This is a genomic window from Edaphobacter lichenicola, assembly GCF_014201315.1.
Classification (GTDB): Bacteria; Acidobacteriota; Terriglobia; order Terriglobales; family Acidobacteriaceae; genus Edaphobacter; species Edaphobacter lichenicola_B.
Genome location: NZ_JACHDY010000002.1, coordinates 412,763 through 434,201, shown reverse-complemented (window position 1 = coordinate 434,201; position 21,439 = coordinate 412,763). Strand labels below are relative to the sequence as shown.

Sequence of the window (21,439 nt, the reverse complement as noted above, 5' to 3'; positions counted from 1 at the left end):
GCTCAGAAATAGGAGGCAGTTATTCAGGCTCGAAACCCTCCTAGGGTATCACTCGGGATCACGCGAGCTGCAATGACAGCTTTATCATCCGTCGGCTGTTCGCGATCTTTGTCGCTCTGCTACACCCACAGCAAGGGCTGGCGAACCGGATAGTTGCGAATGATCTCCCGATCGATCGGGTCAGGATCTTCGGTCTTCCAAAGCGAGACATACTCCGCCTTTTCGCAGGCGAGTCCTGCAAACAACAGCCCCGGAGAGCGCACGGGCAACGAGTCAAAGTGCTCCACATCCTTCGGGTAAGGCCACGTACTTTTGTCCTTCAAGTACGGATAGAGAAACTCAGCCGCCTTGCAGAGTCCACGACCGTCGGAGAGCTTGAAGGTCGGCAGATCCTGTCCAACGCCCTTGAGCGATTGGCAGAGACTGGCCATCACATCGAAGTTAAAGATGGAGTAGCTGTAAGGCTTGGTTCGCGCCAACTCCTTAGGAAAGGAGCCATCCGCTCCCAGCTGATCCGGCAGAAGAGTATCCGTATACTGCCGGTGCACCTGGCTGCGCGTCTCTCCATCTCCAATCAGCCGCGCGAACTCCGCTGCCTGCAACGCCCAGCACATCGCGTGATTGTTCAAGGCATCCCGCTCCTTCTGTCCCTTGTCGCTGGTCTTCATCCATTGGAGATAGTCACGGAACCAACTCATGAGAGCCGTCATCTCTTCCTTCCGAAGAAACCTGGCTGCAACCAGACTCGCGGCGCGGGCCACCTCGACCAGATGAAGCGTATCGATGATCCCGTAGGAGCGGCCGGTGGAGACACCATGAACCCCCTGCGAGAACTCCAGGTTCGGATTCATGCGCGTCACAGGCGAGATAAACCACGCCCGCAGATGGTTGCAGGCGCTCTCCCCATAGCGGCGCTCTCCCGTCAACAGCCATGCCGAGGTCAGCGCCGGCATCTGGATCGAAAGCGCAATCATCGCCTTCCTATGCTCGTTAAAGTTGTCGGGATTGCTCTGGCCGTCGCGATTGATGTACGGGCCATTCGGATCTTTGGGGTTCGGCCAGAAGTAGTCCGCTTGCGAGAAAAAGTCGTGAACGCTCCCAGGACTGCGATCGGAGCGAAACGAGGTGATCGTCACCGGCTTCTCGGTCAGATAAAGCGCTCCCGCCTTCAAGATCCGCTCGCGATCGGTCTCGGCAACGAGCCGATAGGCATCGCTCTTCGTCGGCCCCGCAGCCAGCCCGCGTAAGACCCCTCCCGAGGAGAGAGCGGTGATGGTGATAGCTTTGCAAAATCGGCGGCGGTCGATCGTTGAGGTGGAAATCGAGGAAGGGAAAATCGAGGAGGGGGAAATCGGCGGCGGAATCATCGTGGGGGAATTAGTCTTTCTCACTTCATCTCCTGGTTGCAGAACTGGCAGAGCCACGCTCTGCGTCTAAAAGCATCCTTAGCAAGTGACTAATCGTTTGCTACATCGAGATTATAGTTCGCACTTGGGACAAACCATCCAAATAGCGTATTCCCCTCCCACCCTCCATCAGCGATACACTGATAGCTGCATCCATTTGAGGACGCTGGAGACCCAGTCTTGCCCGAAACCATCACCACCGAAGCCACCACCCCAGACGTCGCCCAGCAGGAGCAGGCCGAGACTCCACTCGAGTCCCTCGCCTCCATCTGCACCGTCCTCGCCATCGGTCTCTTCGTGATGACCTTCATCTTCCAGAACTTCGAGATACCCTCCGCCTCCATGGTGCAGACCCTGCTCATCGGCGACCACGTCCTGGTAGACCGCATCTCCCTCGCCCCTCCCGCAAAGTGGGCTCCCTTCACCTTCTATCGCGACGTCCGCCGCGGCGACATCATCGTCTTCTTCAAGCCCGGCGAGCCTGACCTCTTCCTCGTCAAGCGCACCATCGGCATCCCCGGCGACCGCATCCACCTCCGCAACGGCATCGTCTACCTCAACGGCGTCGCGCAAAACGAGCCCTACGCCGGCATGCCCACCTCCGACGGCGACCTCCAGCACGCCTTCGATCCCTACCGCGACGACTTTCCCTCCGTCCCACCCGACAACTACGGCAACGTCACCGCCAGCTGGGCCTACGAGCTTCCCAGCCACATTCAGGATGGCGACCTCGTCGTCCCCCCCGGCAAAGTCTTCGCCATGGGCGACAACCGCACCGAAAGTCTCGACGGCCGCTACTGGGGCTTCGTCCCGCGCGAAAACATCGTGGGCCGCCCCCTCTTCGTCTACTGGTCCTTCCAAACTCCCGCCGACCAGATCAACAAGCAGAGCATCGGCGAGCGTCTCGGCTTCATGGGCCACATCATCGTCCACATCTTCGACGAGACACGCTGGAAGCGCACGCTTCATCTCATTAAATAGAGGTCACTCCGGCACGGCCTAACCCACCGCGCCGGACCATCGTTCATGCACGAAGCCGATCCCATCTACGAGCCCTCCGTGTATCCCAGCGAAGCCGCCCCCACCGACGCCGCGGAGACAGACACCGCTCCGTCCCTCAGCACCCACACGCTGCGTCGCCTCCTCTACCTGGCCTTCGTCATCCTTGCCGTGATGCTGCTCATCCTGCTGCCTCCTTACATCAGCGTCAACCGCTATCAGCGCCGCATCGCCACCAGTATCGGCGACAGCCTCGGCCGCCCCGTTCACCTCGACAAGGTCTCCCTCAACCTCCTCCCCCTCCCCGGCTTCACGCTCGAAAACTTCGTCGTCGAAGAAGACCCAGCCTTCGGCTCCGAGCCTGTCATCCGAGCCAACTCCGTCCGCGCCACCCTTCGCCTCAGCTCCCTCTGGAGCCGCCGCGTCGAGTTCTCCACCATCAGCTTCACCGAACCCAGCGTCAACCTCGTCCACGCTTCGGACGGCAAGTGGAACCTCGAGAGCATCCTCCTCCACGCCGCCCACATCTCCGCCGCGCCCACCGCGCAACGGCAAGCCGGCCCCGCCCCCCGCTTCCCCTACATCGAAGCCACCGGAGCCCGCCTCAACCTCAAACTCGACCGCGAAAAATCCTCCCTCTCCCTTACCGACGCCGACTTCGCCCTCTGGCTCCCCGACCCCCAGCAGTGGCATCTTCGCCTCTCCGCCCATCCCGCCCGCACCGACACCGACGTCTCCGACACCGGCATCTTCGAGCTCGAAGGAACCCTCAGCCGCGCCCCCTCCCTCGGTCAGGTCCCCATCAACCTGCGCGGCACCTGGCGCAACGCTCCTCTCGGCGGAGCCAGCCGCTTTCTCCTCGGCCGCGACGCCGGCCTGCGTGGCGACATGACCCTCACCGCCAACGCCCAGGGCACCGTCAGCGACAGCAAAGTGCAGGCCCACCTCCGCCTCACCGACACCCGCCGCGCAGACTTCGTACCCGCCCAGCCCATGGACATCGATCTCCAATGCCTCGGCTCCGCAACCGGCGACTTCCACTCCTTCGAGGACCTGCGCTGCAGTTGGCCGCCCGCCGGCTCATCCGACGCGCCCATCGTCGCCCTCACCGGCACCCTACCCGATCTCCGCAACCCCAAGTCGGCAGACCTGCAGCTCGGCACCCCCGGCCTCCCCGCCGCGACCCTCCTCGACTGGCTCCGCGTAGCCAGCAATCGTGTCCCCGCCGACATCTCCGCCGCCGGCGCCCTCACAGGCAATCTCTCCTACGCGCCCAGCCCCGCAGGCACCCTCCCCTGGCACGGGGATCTGGTCGTAGCCAACGCTAGTCTCATCGACCCCCACGCGGGCACCACCTCTCTGGTCACCGGCGACATCGCCCTCCACTCCGCCGCCGCTACCTCACCCAAGCCCGCCTCCAAAACCGCGCAAAGCAAACATCACAAACCCACCCCTCCCACAGCCGACGGCTTTCAACTAGAGCCTGTCTCTCTCGCTCTCGGCGGCAAAGATCCCGCAACCCTCGAAGGCCACTTCGACGCCGCAGGCTGCACCCTCCATCTCACCGGCATGGCCTCCACAGCCCGCCTCATGGCTCTCGCAACCGCGCTCCCCCAGCTAGGCGACGGCCTCGCCGAAGTCCTGCCCACCAACCGCGCCACCGGTCCCTACCGCATCGACCTCACCGCCAGCCGCCCCTGGGGCCAACCCCAAACCTGGACCGACACCTCACCCCACGCTCCAGCTCCCCGACCACATCGCTAGCTTTTTCCATTGCATGCACACCTGCTCTTACTCTCCCCCCGACACTACCCATAACGTGGCTGAAAAAGTCTGTTGTGCAAAGCCGCATTAAATGAAAAGTCGAGCTCGCTAAATGGAAATTGTTTTGAGCTGTCTGCATTGAACCCCAGGATCGAAGTCGCCGATATCCCCGTTTTCGCCTGACAGCTATCTGTCCAGGACGAAAGCTGCCAGATCATTCAAGTCCTTACCAGCTCCATCAGGCAGCACATCGAGTTCTTCTGTTGCAGCCTGCGCACGATTCACCCAGAACGTTGGATAGCCGAACCACTTTGCGCCAACGGCATCCCATCCTCCGAAAGCAGCAAAGACTATCTCTTTTTTCTGAAGACCGAAGGCACTTGTTGCCATCTCGTAGGCCTGGGGATCCGGCTTGAATGCCCTCACCCGGTCAGTGGTCAAATGACTCTCGAAGAGACCTTCGAGGCCAGAGTTCCGCACGGCGCAATCCAGCATCGTAGCCGAAAAGTTTGAGAGAAACGCCATCCTTAGACCACCGGCTTTCAACGCTCTCAATGCCTGCAGAGCGTCCGGCCATGCTTTCAACTCAAGATAGCTCTGCATCAGCCTGTCGCTGTCCGCTTTCGCAAGCTCCAGCCTCAGAGACCTGCAGGCGAACCGTAGCGCCTCCTCCGTTACTTGCAGGAAATCGACATACCTTCGCCCAAGGGTCCGCAACCATGTGTACTCAAATTGCTGTTTGCGCCACAAAGCAGTGATCTCGTCCCCGCGTCCGGGAAAGGTGCGCTCCGTCAGAGCGGCGACAGGGCGCGTATCGAAGACGGCTAAACCATCGAGCGCAATGGCCTTGATCTTTCGTTTGGGCAACGCCGCCAGCATCGATTCGGTGGAGATCGCGGTCGCAGCGCCCGCGACCATGCTCATAAAGTTTCTTCTGTTCAAATGTCCCTCTTACTCAGGGGATCTTCCCTGGGGCGGGAGCTTGCGACCGCACGAATAATAACTGCTTATCACTGGCAAATATTCCCGAAAAGTCGGGTTTCGGCAACTTCGGCGGTGAAGTTCTCAAACCTTCTGTCTATGCGGATTGCTATCCACAGCTAATGCGAAGCGTTGCCTGTTCTCCTTAACCTGTCAAGCCCTCAAACCCCCTAACCAAAGTCCACACAACAAGATAGGCGTGGCGTATCAGTTACCACCCACCAGCTATACTGGAAGCAGCAAAGAAAAAACCCCGGCAACCGCCGCGGTTTTCGCCTTTCGACCCATAAACCCTTTGTTTTGAAAATTCTGCAGGTAACCCTTTTAGAATGACGTTTTTGGAGACATAGACACCGCGTAAACCATTTAAAACAAATGACTTACGCGCCTGTAATAGGGGGGGGGGCTCCCCGGAAAGGAGAATTCAATGCGCCACAATCTGCTTGGTATGAATCGAAGCCGTCACCTCCGGCACACTGCCGTCATTGACGATCACCTCATCCGGCGTCCCCTCAAAGACCACGCGGGTCGACGCGCTCGACCGCCCCGCGATCCGCAGCCTCTGGGTCGAGGTCAACGTCCCGGATCGCACCGTCACCGGCACCTCCGCCGCCGCGTCTCCGTCGTTCTTCACCTCCACCGACACCAGGAACCCCTTGCCCTTGTCGCCGATCTTGTCGAGCGCACGAGGCGTCACATTGGCGATGCTCAGGTCCGGCAGCCCGCGGTCCCGATACACCCAGTCGTCGAAGAACCAGGCCAGATCCCGTTTCGCGCTTCGCTCCAGAACCCGCTGAAACTCCTTCGGGTCGCTGTCCATCTTGTCGCTCCGGTAGGCTTGCAGCGCCCGCTTCAGCGCGTCATCGCCCACCACCGACCGCAGCATCCAAAGCACCGCCGCAGCCTTGGTCCGGTAGTAGACCTCATCACTGGCCAGGATCAAGCTCTGCCCCGCATCGGAGTCGGAAGAGCCAGCCGACGAACTGGACGACGTTCCGGCAGGGTTGGCAGAAGAGACGACAGGCGAGCCGGAAGAAGGACCGGGCTCCACGAGTGCCAGCGTGTTCGCCTCCTGCTGCAGTTGCTTCACCGCAGCCTCGCGCCCCTGTGCCTGCTCAACCCAAAGCAGAGAAGCAAACTGCGCCACGCCCTCATCCAGCCACACATGCGACGAGCCGAACCAGGCATGGCTCAGCGAATGCACCAGCGAAGGAGCCAGCACCTCGGGCGTCGCCGCACGCATCGGAACAACCAGCAGGGCATCGTTCTCAAACGGCTGCCCCTCGTGGTCGAGGATGTTGAGCAGACGCAACGGACCGGCTCCCAGCCACTCGGCCAGCAGAGGCTGCACCTTCGTCGCGGCCGCACCATAGCTCGGCAGCGCGTCGTAGTGGTCGGTCACGGCCGAGATCAGGCTGTTGTCCGTCACAGTGCCCGCCCGGTCAGTGATAAACAGACTCAGCGCACGAAATCCCAGCGGCCGCTCAGAGAACTCAGCCGTAGCCACCCCCGGAGACTCAGCCACCGGCAGATTCTGGTTCTCGCTCACCTTCATCAGCTGCTCGCGCCGGCCACAGAAGAACGCAGCATCCGGCGCGTCGCCGACGTACTCCACCGTCAGCCGCATATGCACCGTCGCCTCGGCCTGCCGCAGCTTGGTCAACCCGACACTCTGGAACAGCTTCGCTTCATCGCCCAGAAACACCGGTGCCGCCGCCGTCGGATACCAAAGAACATTGCCAAACCCGCGCAGCGCCGTTCGCTCCGCGCTGATCCGATCCCAGTCCGCATTCGCGGACTGGTCCAGCGGCGCGCCGATCCGCTCCAGCCGCTCTGCCGACTGCACCACCTCGCCGGAGTAGAAGCCCGTCAGCACAAGCATCGCGCCCGGCTCGAGCGGCTGAGGCAGAGCAACCACAGCCTCCGTCGCCTTGCCCGTATGGTCCGCGTCGGTATCGATCGCATGTTGCGTAAACGAGAGTGGCACCACGCGCCCCGCGGTCTGTCCCCCGACCTGCGCTGCAAAACTCTCCCAGCTCAGCGCCGAAGAGATCTGAAACACCAGCCGGCTCAGCGGCGCCTTCCCGGTGTTCCTCACGCCGAACCTCGCATGAACCGCAAGCATCGACTCTGCCGGAGTCAGATGCACGTCGAGATCGTAGGACGTAAAGGTGAGAGAGGTGCGCTCCGCATCCGAGACCTCCACTGCCGTCTCGGCCACCGGAGCCTTCGCCTTCTTCTCGACCTCCGGTGAATCCTGGTCTCTACTGAACAGGACCTTGCCGTGCGGTGCGGCCGGTTCGTTGGCAGGCGGAGACTCCTGGCCCTGCGCAAAACATACTCCAAAAACAGCCGCCAGAACCAGCCAGCGGCCTCCCGCCGATACAACCTTCAAACTCTTCAAGATCCCAATCCCTTACGTTCTTTCACAGGCTTTCGTGCAGGCGGAGCTGCAGGTTGACGCCGTTGCCGCATCGCCTCGTACATCACGATCGCGCCCGCAACCGACACATTGAGCGACGACACTTGTCCCGCCATCGGAATCCTCAGCAGGTGATCGCATGTCTTCTTCACCAGGTCGTGCAGACCAGCGCCCTCGCGCCCCAGCACCAGAACGCAGTCGCCCTTGAAGTCATAGTCGGTGTAATCCGGCGTTCCGCGCTCATCCAGCCCAAGAACCCAGACATGCTTCTGCTTCATCTGCTCGAGCGCACGAACCAGGTTCGTCACACGAGCGATCCGCACATGCTCGGACGCTCCAGCCGAGGTCTTGGCGACCGTCGCGGTCACCGGAGCCGAACGCCGCTCCGGCAGAATCACGCCATCGACGCCCGCTCCATCCGCGGTCCGCAGCAGCGCCCCAAGGTTGTGCGGGTCCTCGACGCCATCGAGAGCCAGGAAGAACCGGTGTTGTCCCTCCGCCTTCGGAGCCAGCAGGTCCTCAATCCCCAGGAACTTACGCTCCCGCACCACCGCCAGCACGCCCTGATGCGCATCCGTCCGCGCGAGCCTGGTCAGCTGGTCCCGAGACTCCAGCGACACCCGAACCCCAGCCGTCCGGCACAGCTCGATCAGCCTCTCCAGCCGCTCATCCCGACGCTCCCGCGCCACACTGACATGGTCAAGCTGCCGCCCCCCCGCCCGGATAGCCTCCTCAACAGGGTGCAGCCCATAAAGAACTTCCATCCCTCAAGTCTACCGCCCCCCACCCGGAGAAAAGCAGCGAGGCCTTAGAATGTCTAGAGTAGGGCGGCCCTGCGGATAGCACTCAGGATCTCTCAAAGGAAATCTCTCTTTTTATGAACCGTGTGGGCAAAGAGCGAGTCTTGTTAGACCGGAAGAACGTCTCTAGCAGTGTGCAAAATGGTTCCATCTCGCTCGCGTCAACGCTCGGTGCTCAAGCCTCAAGCGAGAACGCGGTGATTGCCCAAGGGTTAAAGAGGCAGAGTCCAGAACTTCTGGATACTCTCATTGAGCTTTATCAGCACCGCCTTCTTCGCTATCTGCTCTTCCTCACAGGCAAGCGTGAAGTTGCCGAGGATCTCTTTCAGGAGACTTGGATGAGGGTTCTACTGCGGGGAGCGCAGTACAACGGCAAAGCGCGCTTCGACACCTGGCTCTTTACCATTGCCAGAAATCTGGTGATCGACCTGTCGAGAAAACGCGTGATGGCGAGTCTTGACGAGATGAGTGAAGGGAAAGAGGACGATCGTCCGTTTGAGGTCGCGATGTCCGGGCCGTCCCCGCTCGAGCAGTTTCAATCCCGCGAAAACTGTGCCGAGGTCGGCGAGGTTTTGCTCAAACTGGAACCAAGCTACAGAGAGGTTCTAGTGCTTCGATTTTATGAAGAACTGTCGTTGGAAGAGATCGCTACCGTAACCCGGGCTCCCTTATCGACGGTGAAGTCCAGGCTTTATCGCGGCCTGGCAGCTTTGAAGCCGGAGATGGAGCAGCTTCGATCCTCTCGTTCCATCGCTGAGGTGGCGATATGAGCGACGCCTTCGAGAGAGCCTCGTCGCAAGACGCTCCTGGGTCGGCTCCCAGGGAAGAGTTGACGGATCTGCGGATGGGCGCTCGTGCGTCAGTGGTCAATCGAACTCATCGTGTTGTTCGGGAGCGCGCGAAGACGCTTGCCGCGCGGCGTAATCGCATTCGAAGCCTCTGGATTCCGCTGGCGGTTTGTTCCTCTCTTTTTGTCATTATCTGCACCGCCGTGTGGAGCGCTCTGGACGCGTATGACGTGACACCGAACGGTGTTCCCGATGCGAGTAATCAGTTTTTGGTTCTCTGTTTGTGGTTCTTTCCTGTGTCGATGGCTTTGCTCGCTTTGGTGTTGTTTCGCCGTGCCCGTAAGCGCGAGGTGGCTGGATGATGAGATTTTGGGGTCAGGAGTCGGATCGATCGCAGGTCACCCTGGCAGGGGGTGAGGATGAGCTGAGCATGATACCGACCTGGTCGGTGGTGCTGGCCATCCTGGTATTCGGGGCCGTGCAATATCTGTTCCATGGCGTGTTGCCGCACCATAAGCATGAGCTGCTGCCGATGCGGCTGCTGATGGGGTACTCGTGGGGGACGGCGTTTGCCAGCTATGTGCTGCTGGTGGGGTATGTGAGCCGCGATGTGCGGCGGCGGCGAATGCCGGCAGCTTTGTGGATGCTGATTGTGGTGGTGTTGCCGGGCGGGATTGGAGCTGTGGTGTACTTCCTGCTGCGGCAGCCGATGCTGATGCCTTGTCCGCACTGCAGTACGGAGATTACCTCGAGCGTGCACTTCTGCCCGCAGTGCCAGTTCCAGCTGGCTCCTGCGTGCGGGCGCTGCTTCCGCGGGGTGCAGATTACGGATGTGTATTGCACGCAGTGCGGGCATGATCTGGCCGAGGACCATGCGCCGGCGCGGCTGCGCGTATATAGTGACTAGTTGCGAGCATGTCACTGACTGCACTCATCATCGATGACGAACCTCTGGCCAGGCAGGAGTTGCAGTATCTGCTGGAGCGGGCGGGCGGGGTTGAGGTTCTGGCGCAGGGAACCAACGGGATCGAAGCGGTGGAGCTGATTCGGACGCATAAGCCGGACCTGGTGTTCCTTGATGTGCAGATGCCTGGCCTTGACGGCTTTGGCGTGCTGAAGAAGCTGCTGGACCGAAAGGTTCCGATGCCTCAGGTGGTATTCGCGACTGCGTTCAATCAGTATGCGGTGCGTGCGTTCGAGGTGAATGCCATTGATTATCTGCTGAAGCCCTTCGATCGAAAGCGGGTGATGCAGACGATCGAGAAGGCGCAGGCGCTGCGGACCGCTCCGTCGGGTTCGGCGGGCTTGGCGTTGGAGACCGGGGCCAAGCTGGATGCGCTGCTGCGGCTGGTCGAGGAACAGACGCAGGCGCCGAAGGCCAGCTCCGGTAAGGTGATTGTGCGGGCACAGAGCCGGTTGTTGCTGGTGGATCAGCGCGAGATCTGTTTTGCCTCGATCGAGGAGGGTACGATCAGCGTGGTGACGAAGGCGGTGGAGGGACACTCGAACTGCAGGACGCTCGAGGAGCTGATGGACCAGCTCGATCCGGAGACGTTCTGGAGGGCGCACCGGTCGTATGTGGTGAATATTCAGCACATACGGGAGGTGGTGCCGTGGTTCAAGTCCAGCTATCAGTTGCGGATGGACGACGCCCAGAAGACGGAGATTCCGGTGAGCCGGGCACAGACCAAGCGCCTGCGGGAGCTGTTCAATTTGTAGGGGGGTACTACCCCCCTCCCCCCCTCCCCCCCCTATTACCAGCGTGTAAGTCATTTATTTTTAATGGTTTACGGGGTGTCGATATCTCCAAAACAAACACTCTAAATGGGTTACTTGCAGATTCCTCCAAACAAAGGAGTTAGCTGGTTGACCCCTGGCCGATCTCCTTTTGGTAAAGCAAAGAGCCCCGCATTCGGCGGGGCTTTCTTGTCTCTCTCTTCATTATAGAGCTTTGGCTATAACTGATACGTCAGGTGCATCTTGTTGTGCGAGTTTGGGTTAGGTGATTTTGGGGCTTGACAGATTTTTGACAGGGTTGAAGAGAACAGGCAAGGGCAATATTTTGTCGCTTCGCCCTGCGGGCTTTGCTCCAGCCTTCGGCAGAGAGGTTCCCGCTTGCGCGGGTTGGGTTGGACGCCGAAACGAAAGGCGGACCTCAGGCGGCTAAAGCCGTAATGCAATCAAAGCTCTTGCGGCACGGCTGAAGCCGAGCCCTTAAGCGAAACAGACTTTTTCAGCCACTGAAGCCTCGCCATCTCAACGGCACAAGGCTATGCTTAAGATTTAGACGGGATAGACGCTCGGGGGGCGATAACGTGGGGGCGTTGGTTGATGCGGGAGCCGGTTTGGACGGCTCCCGCATCGGGAAGAGGTGCGAGTAGTTTTTATTTCTCTTTTGGTTTGGAGGCTGAGCCCTGGACGATGAGATCGTTGTCGACGCTGAAGGCGCCGGGGGCTGAGTTTGCCTGCATGCCTGCGATGGACGAGTCCATCTGGTTGAGGACGACGCCGTAGAGGGTGACGTTGCCGTTCTTCACGATGATGTGGATGGCGTGGTAGCCGATGGGCGGGGTGTTGGTGATGCCGCCGGCGGCGAGCGCGATACCGGCTCCGGGTCCGATGGCGCGGCCGATGTTGCCCTGGTTGGCGTTATATTTGCGCAACGAGGGCTGGGTGTAGATGCGGTTGTAGACGGAGGCGCGGATGCGGTCGTCCATGGGGGAGTTAGGGAGAACCTCGATCTGGTTGTCGACCGAGTCGATGCCCTGAATGCCCTTGACGGCGTTTTCGGCGTCACTCTTGAGGACGGGGCGGGAGGCGTAGCCCTTGAGGACGAGCACTTTGCCGTGAATGCCAAAGGTGAGCCAGTCGAAGACTCCGAGGGTGGAGAGACCGGCAAGTTTTTTCTGTACCTGCTGGACGATGCGGAGGGTATCTTCCTGCGACCAGGTGGGACCGGGCGTGGGTTCCTGGGCGATAACGGTGGGGGCAGAAAGGGTGAAGACGAGAGATGCAGCAAGGGCCGGGAACACGCGACGGGTTAGGCGGGTCATCTTGTTTCTCTCCGGTTGTTATGAATTTAGGCTTCCGGCAAAAAGATACGCTATGGGGGGAGTGGAGTCCAGAGGCTGGCGTCGATTTGATGGTGTTGATTGGACGCGATAGGAGCAGATCCCCGCGGAATGACAAAAAAGGACAAGCAATGGCAACGACAACGGCCAAGGCAATATTTGTCACTTCGCCCTGAGGGCTTTGCTCCAGCCTTCGGCAGAGACGTGCCGCTTGCGCGGCTTGGCTCTTTGCGGCACGGCGACCCAAGCTAAAGCCTTGGGCTACCAGCCATGCCCTTAAGCGAAACAGACTCCTCAGCCTGTGAAGCCTCGCTCTATCTCAACGCCCTTCGGGGATGACAACAAAAGGAGAACGGCAAATGCAAATGCGGGGGTTTCTCCACTACGCGGACCACGATGAGACTGTGGCCCACTACGGTCGAAATGACGGTTTGTTGAGTGAGTGAGGAAAAGCAGATCCCTGCGGGATGACAACAAAAGGACAACAGCAAAGGCAAAGGCAAGACGCAAAACGCAAAACGCAAACGCAGATCCCCTTCGGGGATGACAACAAAAGTGTGATGTCCGTGGCTGAGGGCGACGCTTCGGGCGGGCGCTTGTTCTGAGGCCATCGGCTGCGAGGAGTGAGGCTACTGGTTGTGGCGATGGTGTGGGTTGAAGTCGAAGATGTAGACGGCGCCGAGAGTGGTGGCCTTGGGGCTGATGCTGCCGGAGGGGACGGCAGGGGTGTTCCAGTGCTGGTACTGGAAGTCGACTTTGACGGCGAGGTGATGGGTGAGGTTGTAGTCGAGGCCGACGCCGGGGGAGAGGACGAGGGTGTTGGAGTTGAGGTAGCGGAAGTTGCCGAAGATGTAGCCGCCCCTGAGGTAGTCGATTGCGCCGCGACCGATGAGGAAGTTGGCGTAGGGGTGGAGGCGGCCGAGGGGGTACTCGACCTTGGGGCCGAGGAGGAAGTTTTTCTGGCTGCTGATGGTGCCTTCGTCGATGGGATAAGAGCCGCGGATCTCGGCGGCGGGCCGGAAGCGGCGGAAGGCGAGGATCGTGATGTCGGCGCCGGCGGTGATGTCGAGGTTTTTTCCGCCTGCGAGGTTGGTAAAGGTGCCGGTGGCTCCGGCGAAGGTGGAGAGCTGAAGCTGCTGGGTTGCGGTGGGGGTGCTCTGTGCGAGTGCGTTGGGGGCCGGGAAGGTCAGGGGAAGCGCTGCAACCAAGATCAACCGGGTCAATGACTTTTTGAACTTCATTCGATCCTCTGATCTCTCTTTTCTCTCTTGGTCTAACGCAAGGCATGGCGCCGAATGCTGGTTGGCTCACTGAGCTAAGCTGGGGGCTCACGGTCTCCCCTGCAGGAGTTATCGGCTTGTTTGCCGCAATGCTTACTTCTCCTGTGTGCCATACTTTGGCTGATGGGACGATGGTTTGGGCGGGTGGTTCGATTGCTGGTCGCGCTGGCGGTTGCGACGGGAGCGCTGTGGGTGGGGGATTGGGCGATGCTGCGGGTGCGCGTCGCGCATGGGACGGCTTACGGGGTGGTGCAGGTGAACCAGTTTCTGGCTACTCCGCTGAAGGGCAGCAAGGTGGAGTACGACTATATGGGCACGGTGCCGGTGACGTGCAGCCGGTCGATCTTTCCGCAGCAGGGGAATCCGGCGTGCTGGTGGCTGGAGCGGCATAGCTCGCAGTGGGAGTGATGGCCGCTGCGGCGAGTGCGGCTAGAGTGGGGCGAAGGCAGTCTGGCGGTTGGTGCGATGATTTTGGTTGCGGGTGGTGAGGAGGCTAGGGTATGGTGTCGCCATGCTGGGCGGACGTAGTTGGGAAAGTTGGATCGCGGAGTACTCGGAGAGCCATCAGCATCCGCTGAACAGGCTGACGCATACGTTTGGGATACCGATTATTATTTTGTCGCTGCCGGTGTTGTTGGCGACGATTGTGTGGCACCGATTGCTGTGGGTGGGAGTCGGGCTGTTCTGCTTTGGGTGGCTGCTGCAGTTTGTGGGGCACGCGATCGAAGGGAAGCCGCCGGAGTTTCTGAAGGACTGGCGATTTCTGCTGGTGGGGTCGCGGTGGTGGGCAGCGAAGATGCGTGGGAAGGCCTAGGCCAAAAGGCAACTGGTTGTGTGACAAATTATTTATAGACAAGCTGAAGACGGATTGGCGACGAGCAATCCAGCCCCGGCCTATGTGGGTTGTGTGTCTGTGGCCTTTCAGGACAATGGGATGGGCGTGCGATCTGGCGGCGTGTGGAACGATCGTATCGCTCCCTGGCAAAGACATCTGCCGGCCTGACGTGCGGCTAAGTCAGCGGATTCGTCTGCTCTTTCGATCCGGAAGATGAACGCGTGATGGCAATCGGCGCGCCTTTGTCGCAGATTCCGTGCAACTTACGGGTAATGTCCTGTTGCTCCAAACTTACCTAAAGTCATGATTACCAAAGGGTCATGTGTGCCATCTTGCGATCTCTGGCGTTTTCCTCCCCCGACTTTGGAGCCACGTCGCAACCTTATCTCCATTGAGTTCCTGAGGTAAACATGCTCGCTCCTGTTCGATTTGATGGAAACTTTTTCTGCCGTTTTGGTGATCTGATCTTCCCAACTTTTGCACGCCGCGAGGGGCGGCCGCGGCTTACCGCGAAGCTCTGTTTCTCCCTCGCGCTTCTGTTCTTTGGCGTAGCGGCGAGTTGCGCTTACGCGTCTCCTGTGACATTGCCAGGGGTGACGGCGGTTGGAAGTACATCCGCAGTTCAGACGGTCTCAGTTGTAGTGACGGCGATTGGTCAGTTAGGCAAGGTGGGAGCGCTTACCGGGGGAGTTGCCAATCTTGATTTTGCTATTTCTGGGCCAGGCACCTGTTTGACGGGGAGCACGCTGGTTGTGGGGCAGACGTGCAGCTTCCCGGTTACGTTCAGTCCAAAATATCCTGGGCAGCATATAGGTGCGGTCGCTCTATTTGATGTGTCGGGATTGCCGCTGGGAGATACGTGGCTGGTGGCAACGGGTGGTGGGCCGCTTGCGTTGTTTGTTCCAGGCATCATCAATACGGTTGCCGGCGATGTGTCGTGGATCTACCGTGGAGACGGGCAGCCAGCTACCTCTTCTCCGATCTTTCTTCCATTCGGAGTGGCGGTGGATCCGGCTGGAAATATGTTCATTGCCGATTCGAGCAACAATCGCATTCGGCGGGTGGATGCGGCCTCACAGCTGATGTCGACGTATGCCGGGAACGGGAGTGCCGGTAACAGCGGCGATGGTGGGCTGGCGACGCTGGCTTCGCTTAGCCTGCCGACTTCGGTTGCACTTGACGGTGCGGGCAATCTTTACTTTGCCGATAGCAATAATCATGCGATTCGTAGGGTGAGCGCGGCTACGGGGAGGATCACGACGGTAGCGGGCGTGCTGGGAGTACAGGGATACTCGGGAGACGGCGGGCTCGCGATTCTTGCTCATCTGGATACGCCTGATTCGGTTGCGATCGATCCGGCGAAAGGCTATCTCTATATTGCGGACAGTGGAAACAATGTGATCCGGCGCGTGAATCTTTCTACCGGGATTATCACTGGGTTTGCGGGGAACCATGCGGCAGCTTATGCAGGGGATGGAGGGCCGGCGTTAGGCGCGAGTCTGAACGGACCGTGGGGTGTGACGGTTGGTCCTGACGGCCAGATTTACATTGCTGATCAGAACAATCACAGCGTGCGCAAAGTTGCGCTGGATGGGACGATTTCGACCATTGCGGGGAATGGAACTTCGGGGTTTGCCGGCGATGGCGGGCCAGCGAGCGCTGCGGTGCTGGATAGTCCAGCGGCGACGGCGATCGACGCGGCAGGAAATATCTATATTGCTGACGCTGGCAACAACAGGGTTCGTAAGGTGAATGCTGTTACAGGTGAGATCGATACTGTAGTCGGTAGCAATCTGGAGTCTTTTAGTGGCGACGGTGGACCGGCGAATGCGGCGGGCATGTATGGACCCTATGGAATGGCACTTGATGGATCGGGAAATCTTTATGTCAGCGACGTGTTCCACAATCGGATACGCCTGGTCAAGAGCATCAACGCGGTTTTGAATTTTCCGACGATCCGGGTACAGCGCGTTTCGGCCACACAGGATGAAGAGCTGGAAAATGATGGGAACGCGCCGCTGAATATCTCCAGTCTGAATCCGGGTGTGAATACGCAGCTGGATCCTGTTGCTACTACATGCTCGACCAGCGTGGCGATGGCTTCGGCTTTGAATTGCATTATCGGCGCTCAGTTTGCGCCGACGGTGATTGGCAACACGGTAACTGGAACGATTATTGTTACGTCGGATTCGCCGACCAGTCCGCAGACGATCACTCTCAGTGGTAAGGTTTTGACGCTTGATCCATCGACTATCACGTTGAACACAAGCGGCTCTCCCTCTGCCACGGGGGCGCTGGTTACGTTCACCGTTGCGGTGACGAGCACTGGAGTGACGCCGACCGGCATCGTTACTTTTCTTGATGGACCGGCGACGATTGGCACTGCTACGCTCAATAGCGCCGGCGTGGCGCTGTTTCCGACCCAAAGCCTTGCGAGTGGGACTCATATTATTACGGCGAGCTATGCGGGCGATTCGAATACCGCGCCGGGAACGTCTAACCCCATAACTCAGATTGTCAAGGATGGGACGTCGGTTGGGCTGACGTCGAGTCTCAATCCCTCGTCTCCGCAGGTCAGCGTGACTTTTTCGGCGCTTGTCGTGGGGACGTCGGGAATTCCTACCGGGAGCGTCAGGTTCCTCGACGGGGGAGTTCTCCTGGGTACGGTGACTCTCGATGCAACGGGAGCGGCTAATTTTACTACGTCCTCGCTGAGCGTTACGACACACCACATAACGGCGAGCTACAGTGGGGATGCCAATTCGATCGCGAGTTCGTCTACGCTCAATCAGATCGTTGTCGCCTCTTCGACTGCGACCACCCTTATCACCAGTAACCCGGATGTCCCGTATGGAACCGCTGTTACTTTTTCGGCGAGTGTGACGGGGAGCGGGTCTGTAACACCGACGGGCACAATCTCGTTTCAGGAGGGCACTACGGTTCTGGGTACGTTGACCCTGGACATTCATGGCGCGGCTGCCCTTACTCTCTCGACCTTGTCTGTTGCGTCGCACTCGATTCGCGCCGTGTACGGGGGCGATGCGAATAATGGCGCAAGCAACTCGGCGGCGGTGCAGGAGACCATCGAGCAAATTACCACTACGACGGCGATCACTTCAAACGCAGCTACCGCTCCGGCCGGATCGAGTATTCAACTGACTGCGACGATCACGCCGGCGTCGTCGGTGCCATCGAGCCCGATCACTGGAACTGTGACGTTTATGGATGGGACGACGACACTTGGCGCCGCGACGGTTAGCGGGGGTACGGTGACGATAACTCTGAACTCGCTGGCGGTTGGGCAGCACACGATTTTTGCGATCTACGGCGGGTCGGCCATCTATGCCGGAAGCATCTCCACGACGATTGTGCAGAAGGTGCAGCAGGCGGTTACGTCGGGCACGCTGATTGCGTCTGCCAACCCTTCTATTGCAGGAAAGAGTGACACACTCACGGTCTCGATCACTAGCAATGGTGGAGTTCCTACGGGCGTCGTGACGTTTATGGATGGTGCGACGGTGCTTGGTACGGCGGCGCTGAATGCGCAGGGTATCGCGAGCTTTACGGTGCCTTCTTTTTCCACGGGGATTCACCAGATCACTGCCGTCTACGGAGGAGATAACAACAACCTGGGAACGACGCCTGCATTGACTCTGACGGTTCAACAGGCGACAACGGGAGTTGTGCTTTCGACTTCGGGAAGCCCGTCGACGGCGGGATTGCCTGTTACTTTGAGCGCGACTGTCACTGGCAATGGGTCTGCTCCTACTGGGTCGGTTACTTTTTATGACGGCTCGGCCTCGCTTGGTTCGAGCCCGATCAACGCTGCGGGACTGGACACGATTTCGCTGTCTTCTCTCACGGTCGGGTCTCATACCTTGACCGCTGCCTACTCCGGAGATACCTATAACGGAACAAGTGTGTCGCCTGCGATTACGCAGGTTGTCGTGAAGGCAACGACGACCACCACTCTGACCGCGAGTGCTTCGACGACACCAGTTGGCGCTCCGGTGACGTTCACTGCTACGGTGGCGGGGAGTTCGGGCGCGTTAGGTGGAACCGTGCAGTTCATGGATGGTTCGACGGTGATCGGCAGCCCTTCGCTGACGGCTAACGGAACTGCGGTGCTGAGTATCTCGACGCTGATTGTCGGACAGCACATTATTATTGCGGTGTATCTTGGCGATACGAATGATTCCGGTAGTACTTCGGCGAGCTTGACTCATATTGTTTCTCCAGTCACAGGGGTAGCGCTTGCATCGAGTCAGAATCCTGTGAGCGCCGGCGCCAATGTGACGTTCACGGCGGCGGTTGGGGGCTCGGAGCCTGCGCCGACCGGTGTGGTTACCTTCCATGACGGATCTGCGACTTTAGCCGCGATCACGCTGAATGCGGCGGGCGTTGCGATCTTCAACACTACGAGCCTGGCTTTAGGGACGCACTTGATTACTGCGTCGTATGGTGGAGACGCCAATAATAATGCGGCCCTGTCTTCGACGTTGAGTCAGTTGGTGCAGCGCGCGACGACTCAAACTTCGATGGCGGTCAGCGCGATCACCTCGACGGTGAACTCGACGGAGACTCTGACTGTCACGGTTACGGGCTCGGGCGGTATACCCGGGGGACAGGTTACGTTTCTTGACGGCACAAACGTGATCGGGACGGCGAACCTTAGCGCAAACGGTTCCGCAAGCCTGTCTGTCTCGAATCTTTCTCTTGGCCAACACACGCTGTCGGCTAGTTACAGCGGAGACACAAATGATGCGGCCTCGTCGTCTCCGCCGCAGACGATCACGGTGAACAAAGGTGGGCCGAGTCTTACTTTGGTTTCAAGCAGCAATCCCTCGGTAGCCGGGCTACAGGTTGTCTTTACTGCCAGCCTTAGCGGGACTACTGTTGCTCCGACCGGCAGCGTTACGTTTACTGATGGCACTGCGGTGCTTGGGTCGGCGCCAATCGCAGCGAATGGTAGCGCAAACTTCTCGACCACCAGTCTCGCGGTGGGGCAGCATACGATCGTCGCGACTTACATTGGCGATGCTAGTAACAGTGCTGCCAGTTCGCCAGGACTTCTGGAGACGATTCAACCGTCGACGAGCGCGGTCACGCTGAGCAGCAATACAAACCCTGCGCTAATTGGAAGTGCCGTTACGTTTGCGATGACGGTGAGTGGGACGGGATCTCAACCAACCGGCACAGTGATCCTCCGCGACGGAGCGAACAGCATCGGAACGACGGGGATCGACGCGAACGGACTGGCTACTCTAACTGTCTCGAACTTATCGATTGGGGCGCATACGCTGATTGCGACCTATAACGGCGATTCGAGTCATCCTGGCAGCGTGTCGGGTCCTCTTCTTCAAACGATCCTGCAGCCGACTGCCAGCACTCTGGTTTCGAGCAGCAATCCATCTTTGTCGGGCACTTCGGTGACGTTTACGACCGTGGTCTCGGGCAGCGGAGGCTCGCCTGTTACCGGTACTGTTGCGTTCCGCGATGGGACGGCCGTTCTCGGGACGAGCATCGTGGGGGCGTCGGGTACTTCGACGTTCACAACAAATGCTCTGAGTCCTGGGCAACACTCGATTGTTGCGACTTACAGTGGGGACAGCGTGAGCCAGACGAGCAGCAGCCCGGTGCTGGTCCAGACGGTGCAGAACAGTGGCACGACGACTGTGCTGACTACCTCGGGCACACCGTCGATTGCGGGCGCTCCACTCACTCTTACCGCGCAGGTGACTGGAAAGGGCGCGGCTCCCGCGGGTCCGGTGAGCTTCGAAGATGGGACTACGGTTATCGGGACAGCTTCTGTGGGAGTCAATGGCATTGCGACTCTTACTACCTCCTCGCTTGCTGCCGGTCAGCATATTCTGCTCGCAATCTATGAGGGCGACAGCAATACTTTGACGAGCACCTCCAATCCCGTGTTGCAAAACATCGAACAGCGCACCGTCGTCACGCTCACTGCGGTTAGTAGCCTGGGTACAATCAGCGGGACGAGTACGGGAGCCGCTCTGATTGGCAATCCGATTACGTTTACTGCTTCGGTGACTGGCAACAGCAGCGCGAATCCACCCACTGGTCTGGTCACCTTGTCGGATGGTTCCACTATCCTGGGGACGGGGAGTGTAAACAGCTCCGGGCTTGCGACATTCAGTGTTTCAACGCTTGCTCTCGGGCCGCACACTTTGACTGCGAGTTATGCCGGGGATACGCAAAACTTTCCGGGGACCTCCCCTGCGTTGACGGAAGTGGTTCAGCTGCACATTTCCAAGAACACGTTGACTATCTCTTCGAGTCCCGTGATAGAGAATCAACCTTTTACTCTGGTCGCAACCTTGCAGGGCGATGCTGCTGTGCCGCCGTCGGGGACGGTGGTCTTCAGTTCGGGAGGCACAACGCTTGGCAGTGCGACTCTGAACGCGTCGGGCATCGCTACTCTGACTACGAGCCTGGGGCTGGGGACCTATTCTCCGATCGCTACTTATCAGGGAGATTCGCAGTATTTGGGCTCTGTGTCGAGTGCAGTGTCTTTGACGGTGATTCAGGCGACAAATTTCACGATTGCTTTGAATCCTCCAACCATGCAGTTGAAGACCACGCAGCACAGCACGATTCAGTTGACGCTGACCTCGATTCAGAACTTCACCGATGTCTTGTCGCTAGGATGTGTGGGCCTGCCGCGAGCGGCGACCTGCACGTTTACTTCTGACCAGGTGTCACTCGATGCGAACGGGCACCAGACGATCAGCCTGACGATTGATACAGGCTCGCCGCTGACTGCGGGGAGTGTTGCAAAGGTAGACGAACCGTCCGGTAGCCGGATTGCGCTGTGCTGCCTGCCGGGTGGGCTCATCATCGGGTTGTCGCTGCTGCGGTCGCGACGTGCCAGTAAGCTGCTGAGCGGAGTTTTGCTCGCGCTGCTCTTTACTGGGGCGATGGCGATCACGGGCTGCGGCGGACTCGATGTGCATGGAACTCCTGCAGGGACCTACACCTTCAATGTGACTGCTATCGGCGCCAAGACGGCGGTGACACAGTCTGCTCCGATGACTTTGACGGTGACCCAGTGATCGATTGGTTTGCCTCACGG

The 21,439-nt window shown here is 59.5% G+C and carries 15 protein-coding genes; 9 read left to right on the top strand and 6 right to left on the bottom strand.

Features of this window, described 5'->3' with window-relative positions; translation table 11 throughout:
• Positions 1 to 119 precede the first annotated feature (119 nt).
• Positions 120 to 1,391: an alginate lyase family protein gene (locus HDF09_RS08080; protein ID WP_311719027.1), complete on the bottom strand. Its 1,272-nt coding sequence runs from the start codon at positions 1,389 to 1,391 to the stop codon at positions 120 to 122.
• Positions 1,392 to 1,586: 195 nt separating this feature from the next.
• Here HDF09_RS08080 and lepB point away from each other — a divergent pair, with 195 nt between their 5' ends.
• Both lepB and HDF09_RS08070 read left to right on the top strand, forming a co-directional pair.
• Positions 1,587 to 2,387, top strand: a complete 801-nt coding sequence (gene lepB / locus HDF09_RS08075; RefSeq protein WP_183764444.1) for a signal peptidase I — start codon at positions 1,587 to 1,589, stop codon at positions 2,385 to 2,387.
• A 45-nt stretch (positions 2,388 to 2,432) separates the two neighbouring features.
• On the top strand, positions 2,433 to 4,169 hold the full coding sequence (locus HDF09_RS08070) for an AsmA family protein (RefSeq protein ID WP_183764441.1): 1,737 nt from the start codon (positions 2,433 to 2,435) through the stop codon (positions 4,167 to 4,169).
• Between the two features lie 186 nt (positions 4,170 to 4,355).
• Here HDF09_RS08070 and HDF09_RS08065 read toward each other — a convergent pair whose 3' ends face one another.
• The 3 genes from HDF09_RS08065 to rlmB form a co-directional block, all read right to left on the bottom strand.
• Positions 4,356 to 5,093: a haloacid dehalogenase type II gene (locus tag HDF09_RS08065; protein WP_183764438.1), complete on the bottom strand. Its 738-nt coding sequence runs from the start codon at positions 5,091 to 5,093 to the stop codon at positions 4,356 to 4,358.
• A gap of 481 nt (positions 5,094 to 5,574) precedes the next feature.
• A complete protein-coding gene (locus tag HDF09_RS08060; RefSeq protein ID WP_183764435.1) occupies positions 5,575 to 7,554 on the bottom strand; it encodes a M1 family aminopeptidase in 1,980 nt (659 codons plus the stop codon).
• Positions 7,551 to 8,336: a 23S rRNA (guanosine(2251)-2'-O)-methyltransferase RlmB gene (gene rlmB / locus HDF09_RS08055; RefSeq protein WP_183764432.1), complete on the bottom strand. Its 786-nt coding sequence runs from the start codon at positions 8,334 to 8,336 to the stop codon at positions 7,551 to 7,553. The genes HDF09_RS08060 and rlmB overlap by 4 nt, the downstream gene beginning before the upstream one ends.
• Before the next feature lie 113 nt (positions 8,337 to 8,449).
• Here rlmB and HDF09_RS08050 point away from each other — a divergent pair, with 113 nt between their 5' ends.
• The 4 genes from HDF09_RS08050 to HDF09_RS08035 are packed head-to-tail and all read left to right on the top strand — an operon-like array spanning position 8,450 to position 10,879.
• The gene (locus HDF09_RS08050; protein WP_183764428.1) at positions 8,450 to 9,142 is read left to right on the top strand and encodes an RNA polymerase sigma factor; all 693 of its coding nucleotides are present in this window, start codon (positions 8,450 to 8,452) and stop codon (positions 9,140 to 9,142) included.
• The gene (locus tag HDF09_RS08045; RefSeq protein WP_183764424.1) at positions 9,139 to 9,522 is read left to right on the top strand and encodes a hypothetical protein; all 384 of its coding nucleotides are present in this window, start codon (positions 9,139 to 9,141) and stop codon (positions 9,520 to 9,522) included. The genes HDF09_RS08050 and HDF09_RS08045 overlap by 4 nt, the downstream gene beginning before the upstream one ends.
• Entirely contained in the window at positions 9,519 to 10,067 is a 549-nt protein-coding gene (locus tag HDF09_RS08040; protein WP_183764422.1) for a zinc ribbon domain-containing protein, read from the top strand. The genes HDF09_RS08045 and HDF09_RS08040 overlap by 4 nt, the downstream gene beginning before the upstream one ends.
• Before the next feature lie 8 nt (positions 10,068 to 10,075).
• Positions 10,076 to 10,879 (top strand): LytR/AlgR family response regulator transcription factor, encoded by an 804-nt coding sequence (locus HDF09_RS08035; RefSeq protein ID WP_183764419.1) that lies wholly within the window; start codon positions 10,076 to 10,078, stop codon positions 10,877 to 10,879.
• A gap of 665 nt (positions 10,880 to 11,544) precedes the next feature.
• Here the strand turns inward: HDF09_RS08035 and HDF09_RS08030 are convergent.
• Positions 11,545 to 12,213 (bottom strand): BON domain-containing protein, encoded by a 669-nt coding sequence (locus HDF09_RS08030; protein ID WP_183764416.1) that lies wholly within the window; start codon positions 12,211 to 12,213, stop codon positions 11,545 to 11,547.
• Positions 12,214 to 12,860: 647 nt separating this feature from the next.
• The gene (locus HDF09_RS08025; RefSeq protein WP_221270071.1) at positions 12,861 to 13,472 is read right to left on the bottom strand and encodes an outer membrane beta-barrel protein; all 612 of its coding nucleotides are present in this window, start codon (positions 13,470 to 13,472) and stop codon (positions 12,861 to 12,863) included.
• A gap of 162 nt (positions 13,473 to 13,634) precedes the next feature.
• On the opposite strand from HDF09_RS08025, the gene HDF09_RS08020 reads away from it, so the two are divergent.
• From HDF09_RS08020 to HDF09_RS08010, 3 genes are all read left to right on the top strand, one after another.
• Complete coding sequence (locus HDF09_RS08020) at positions 13,635 to 13,919, top strand: hypothetical protein (RefSeq protein ID WP_183764413.1); 285 nt, start codon at positions 13,635 to 13,637, stop codon at positions 13,917 to 13,919.
• Positions 13,920 to 13,992: 73 nt separating this feature from the next.
• A complete protein-coding gene (locus HDF09_RS08015; protein ID WP_221270070.1) occupies positions 13,993 to 14,325 on the top strand; it encodes an Mpo1-like protein in 333 nt (110 codons plus the stop codon).
• Between the two features lie 431 nt (positions 14,326 to 14,756).
• The gene (locus tag HDF09_RS08010; RefSeq protein WP_183764409.1) at positions 14,757 to 21,419 is read left to right on the top strand and encodes an Ig-like domain repeat protein; all 6,663 of its coding nucleotides are present in this window, start codon (positions 14,757 to 14,759) and stop codon (positions 21,417 to 21,419) included.
• The last annotated feature ends 20 nt before the right edge of the window (positions 21,420 to 21,439 follow it).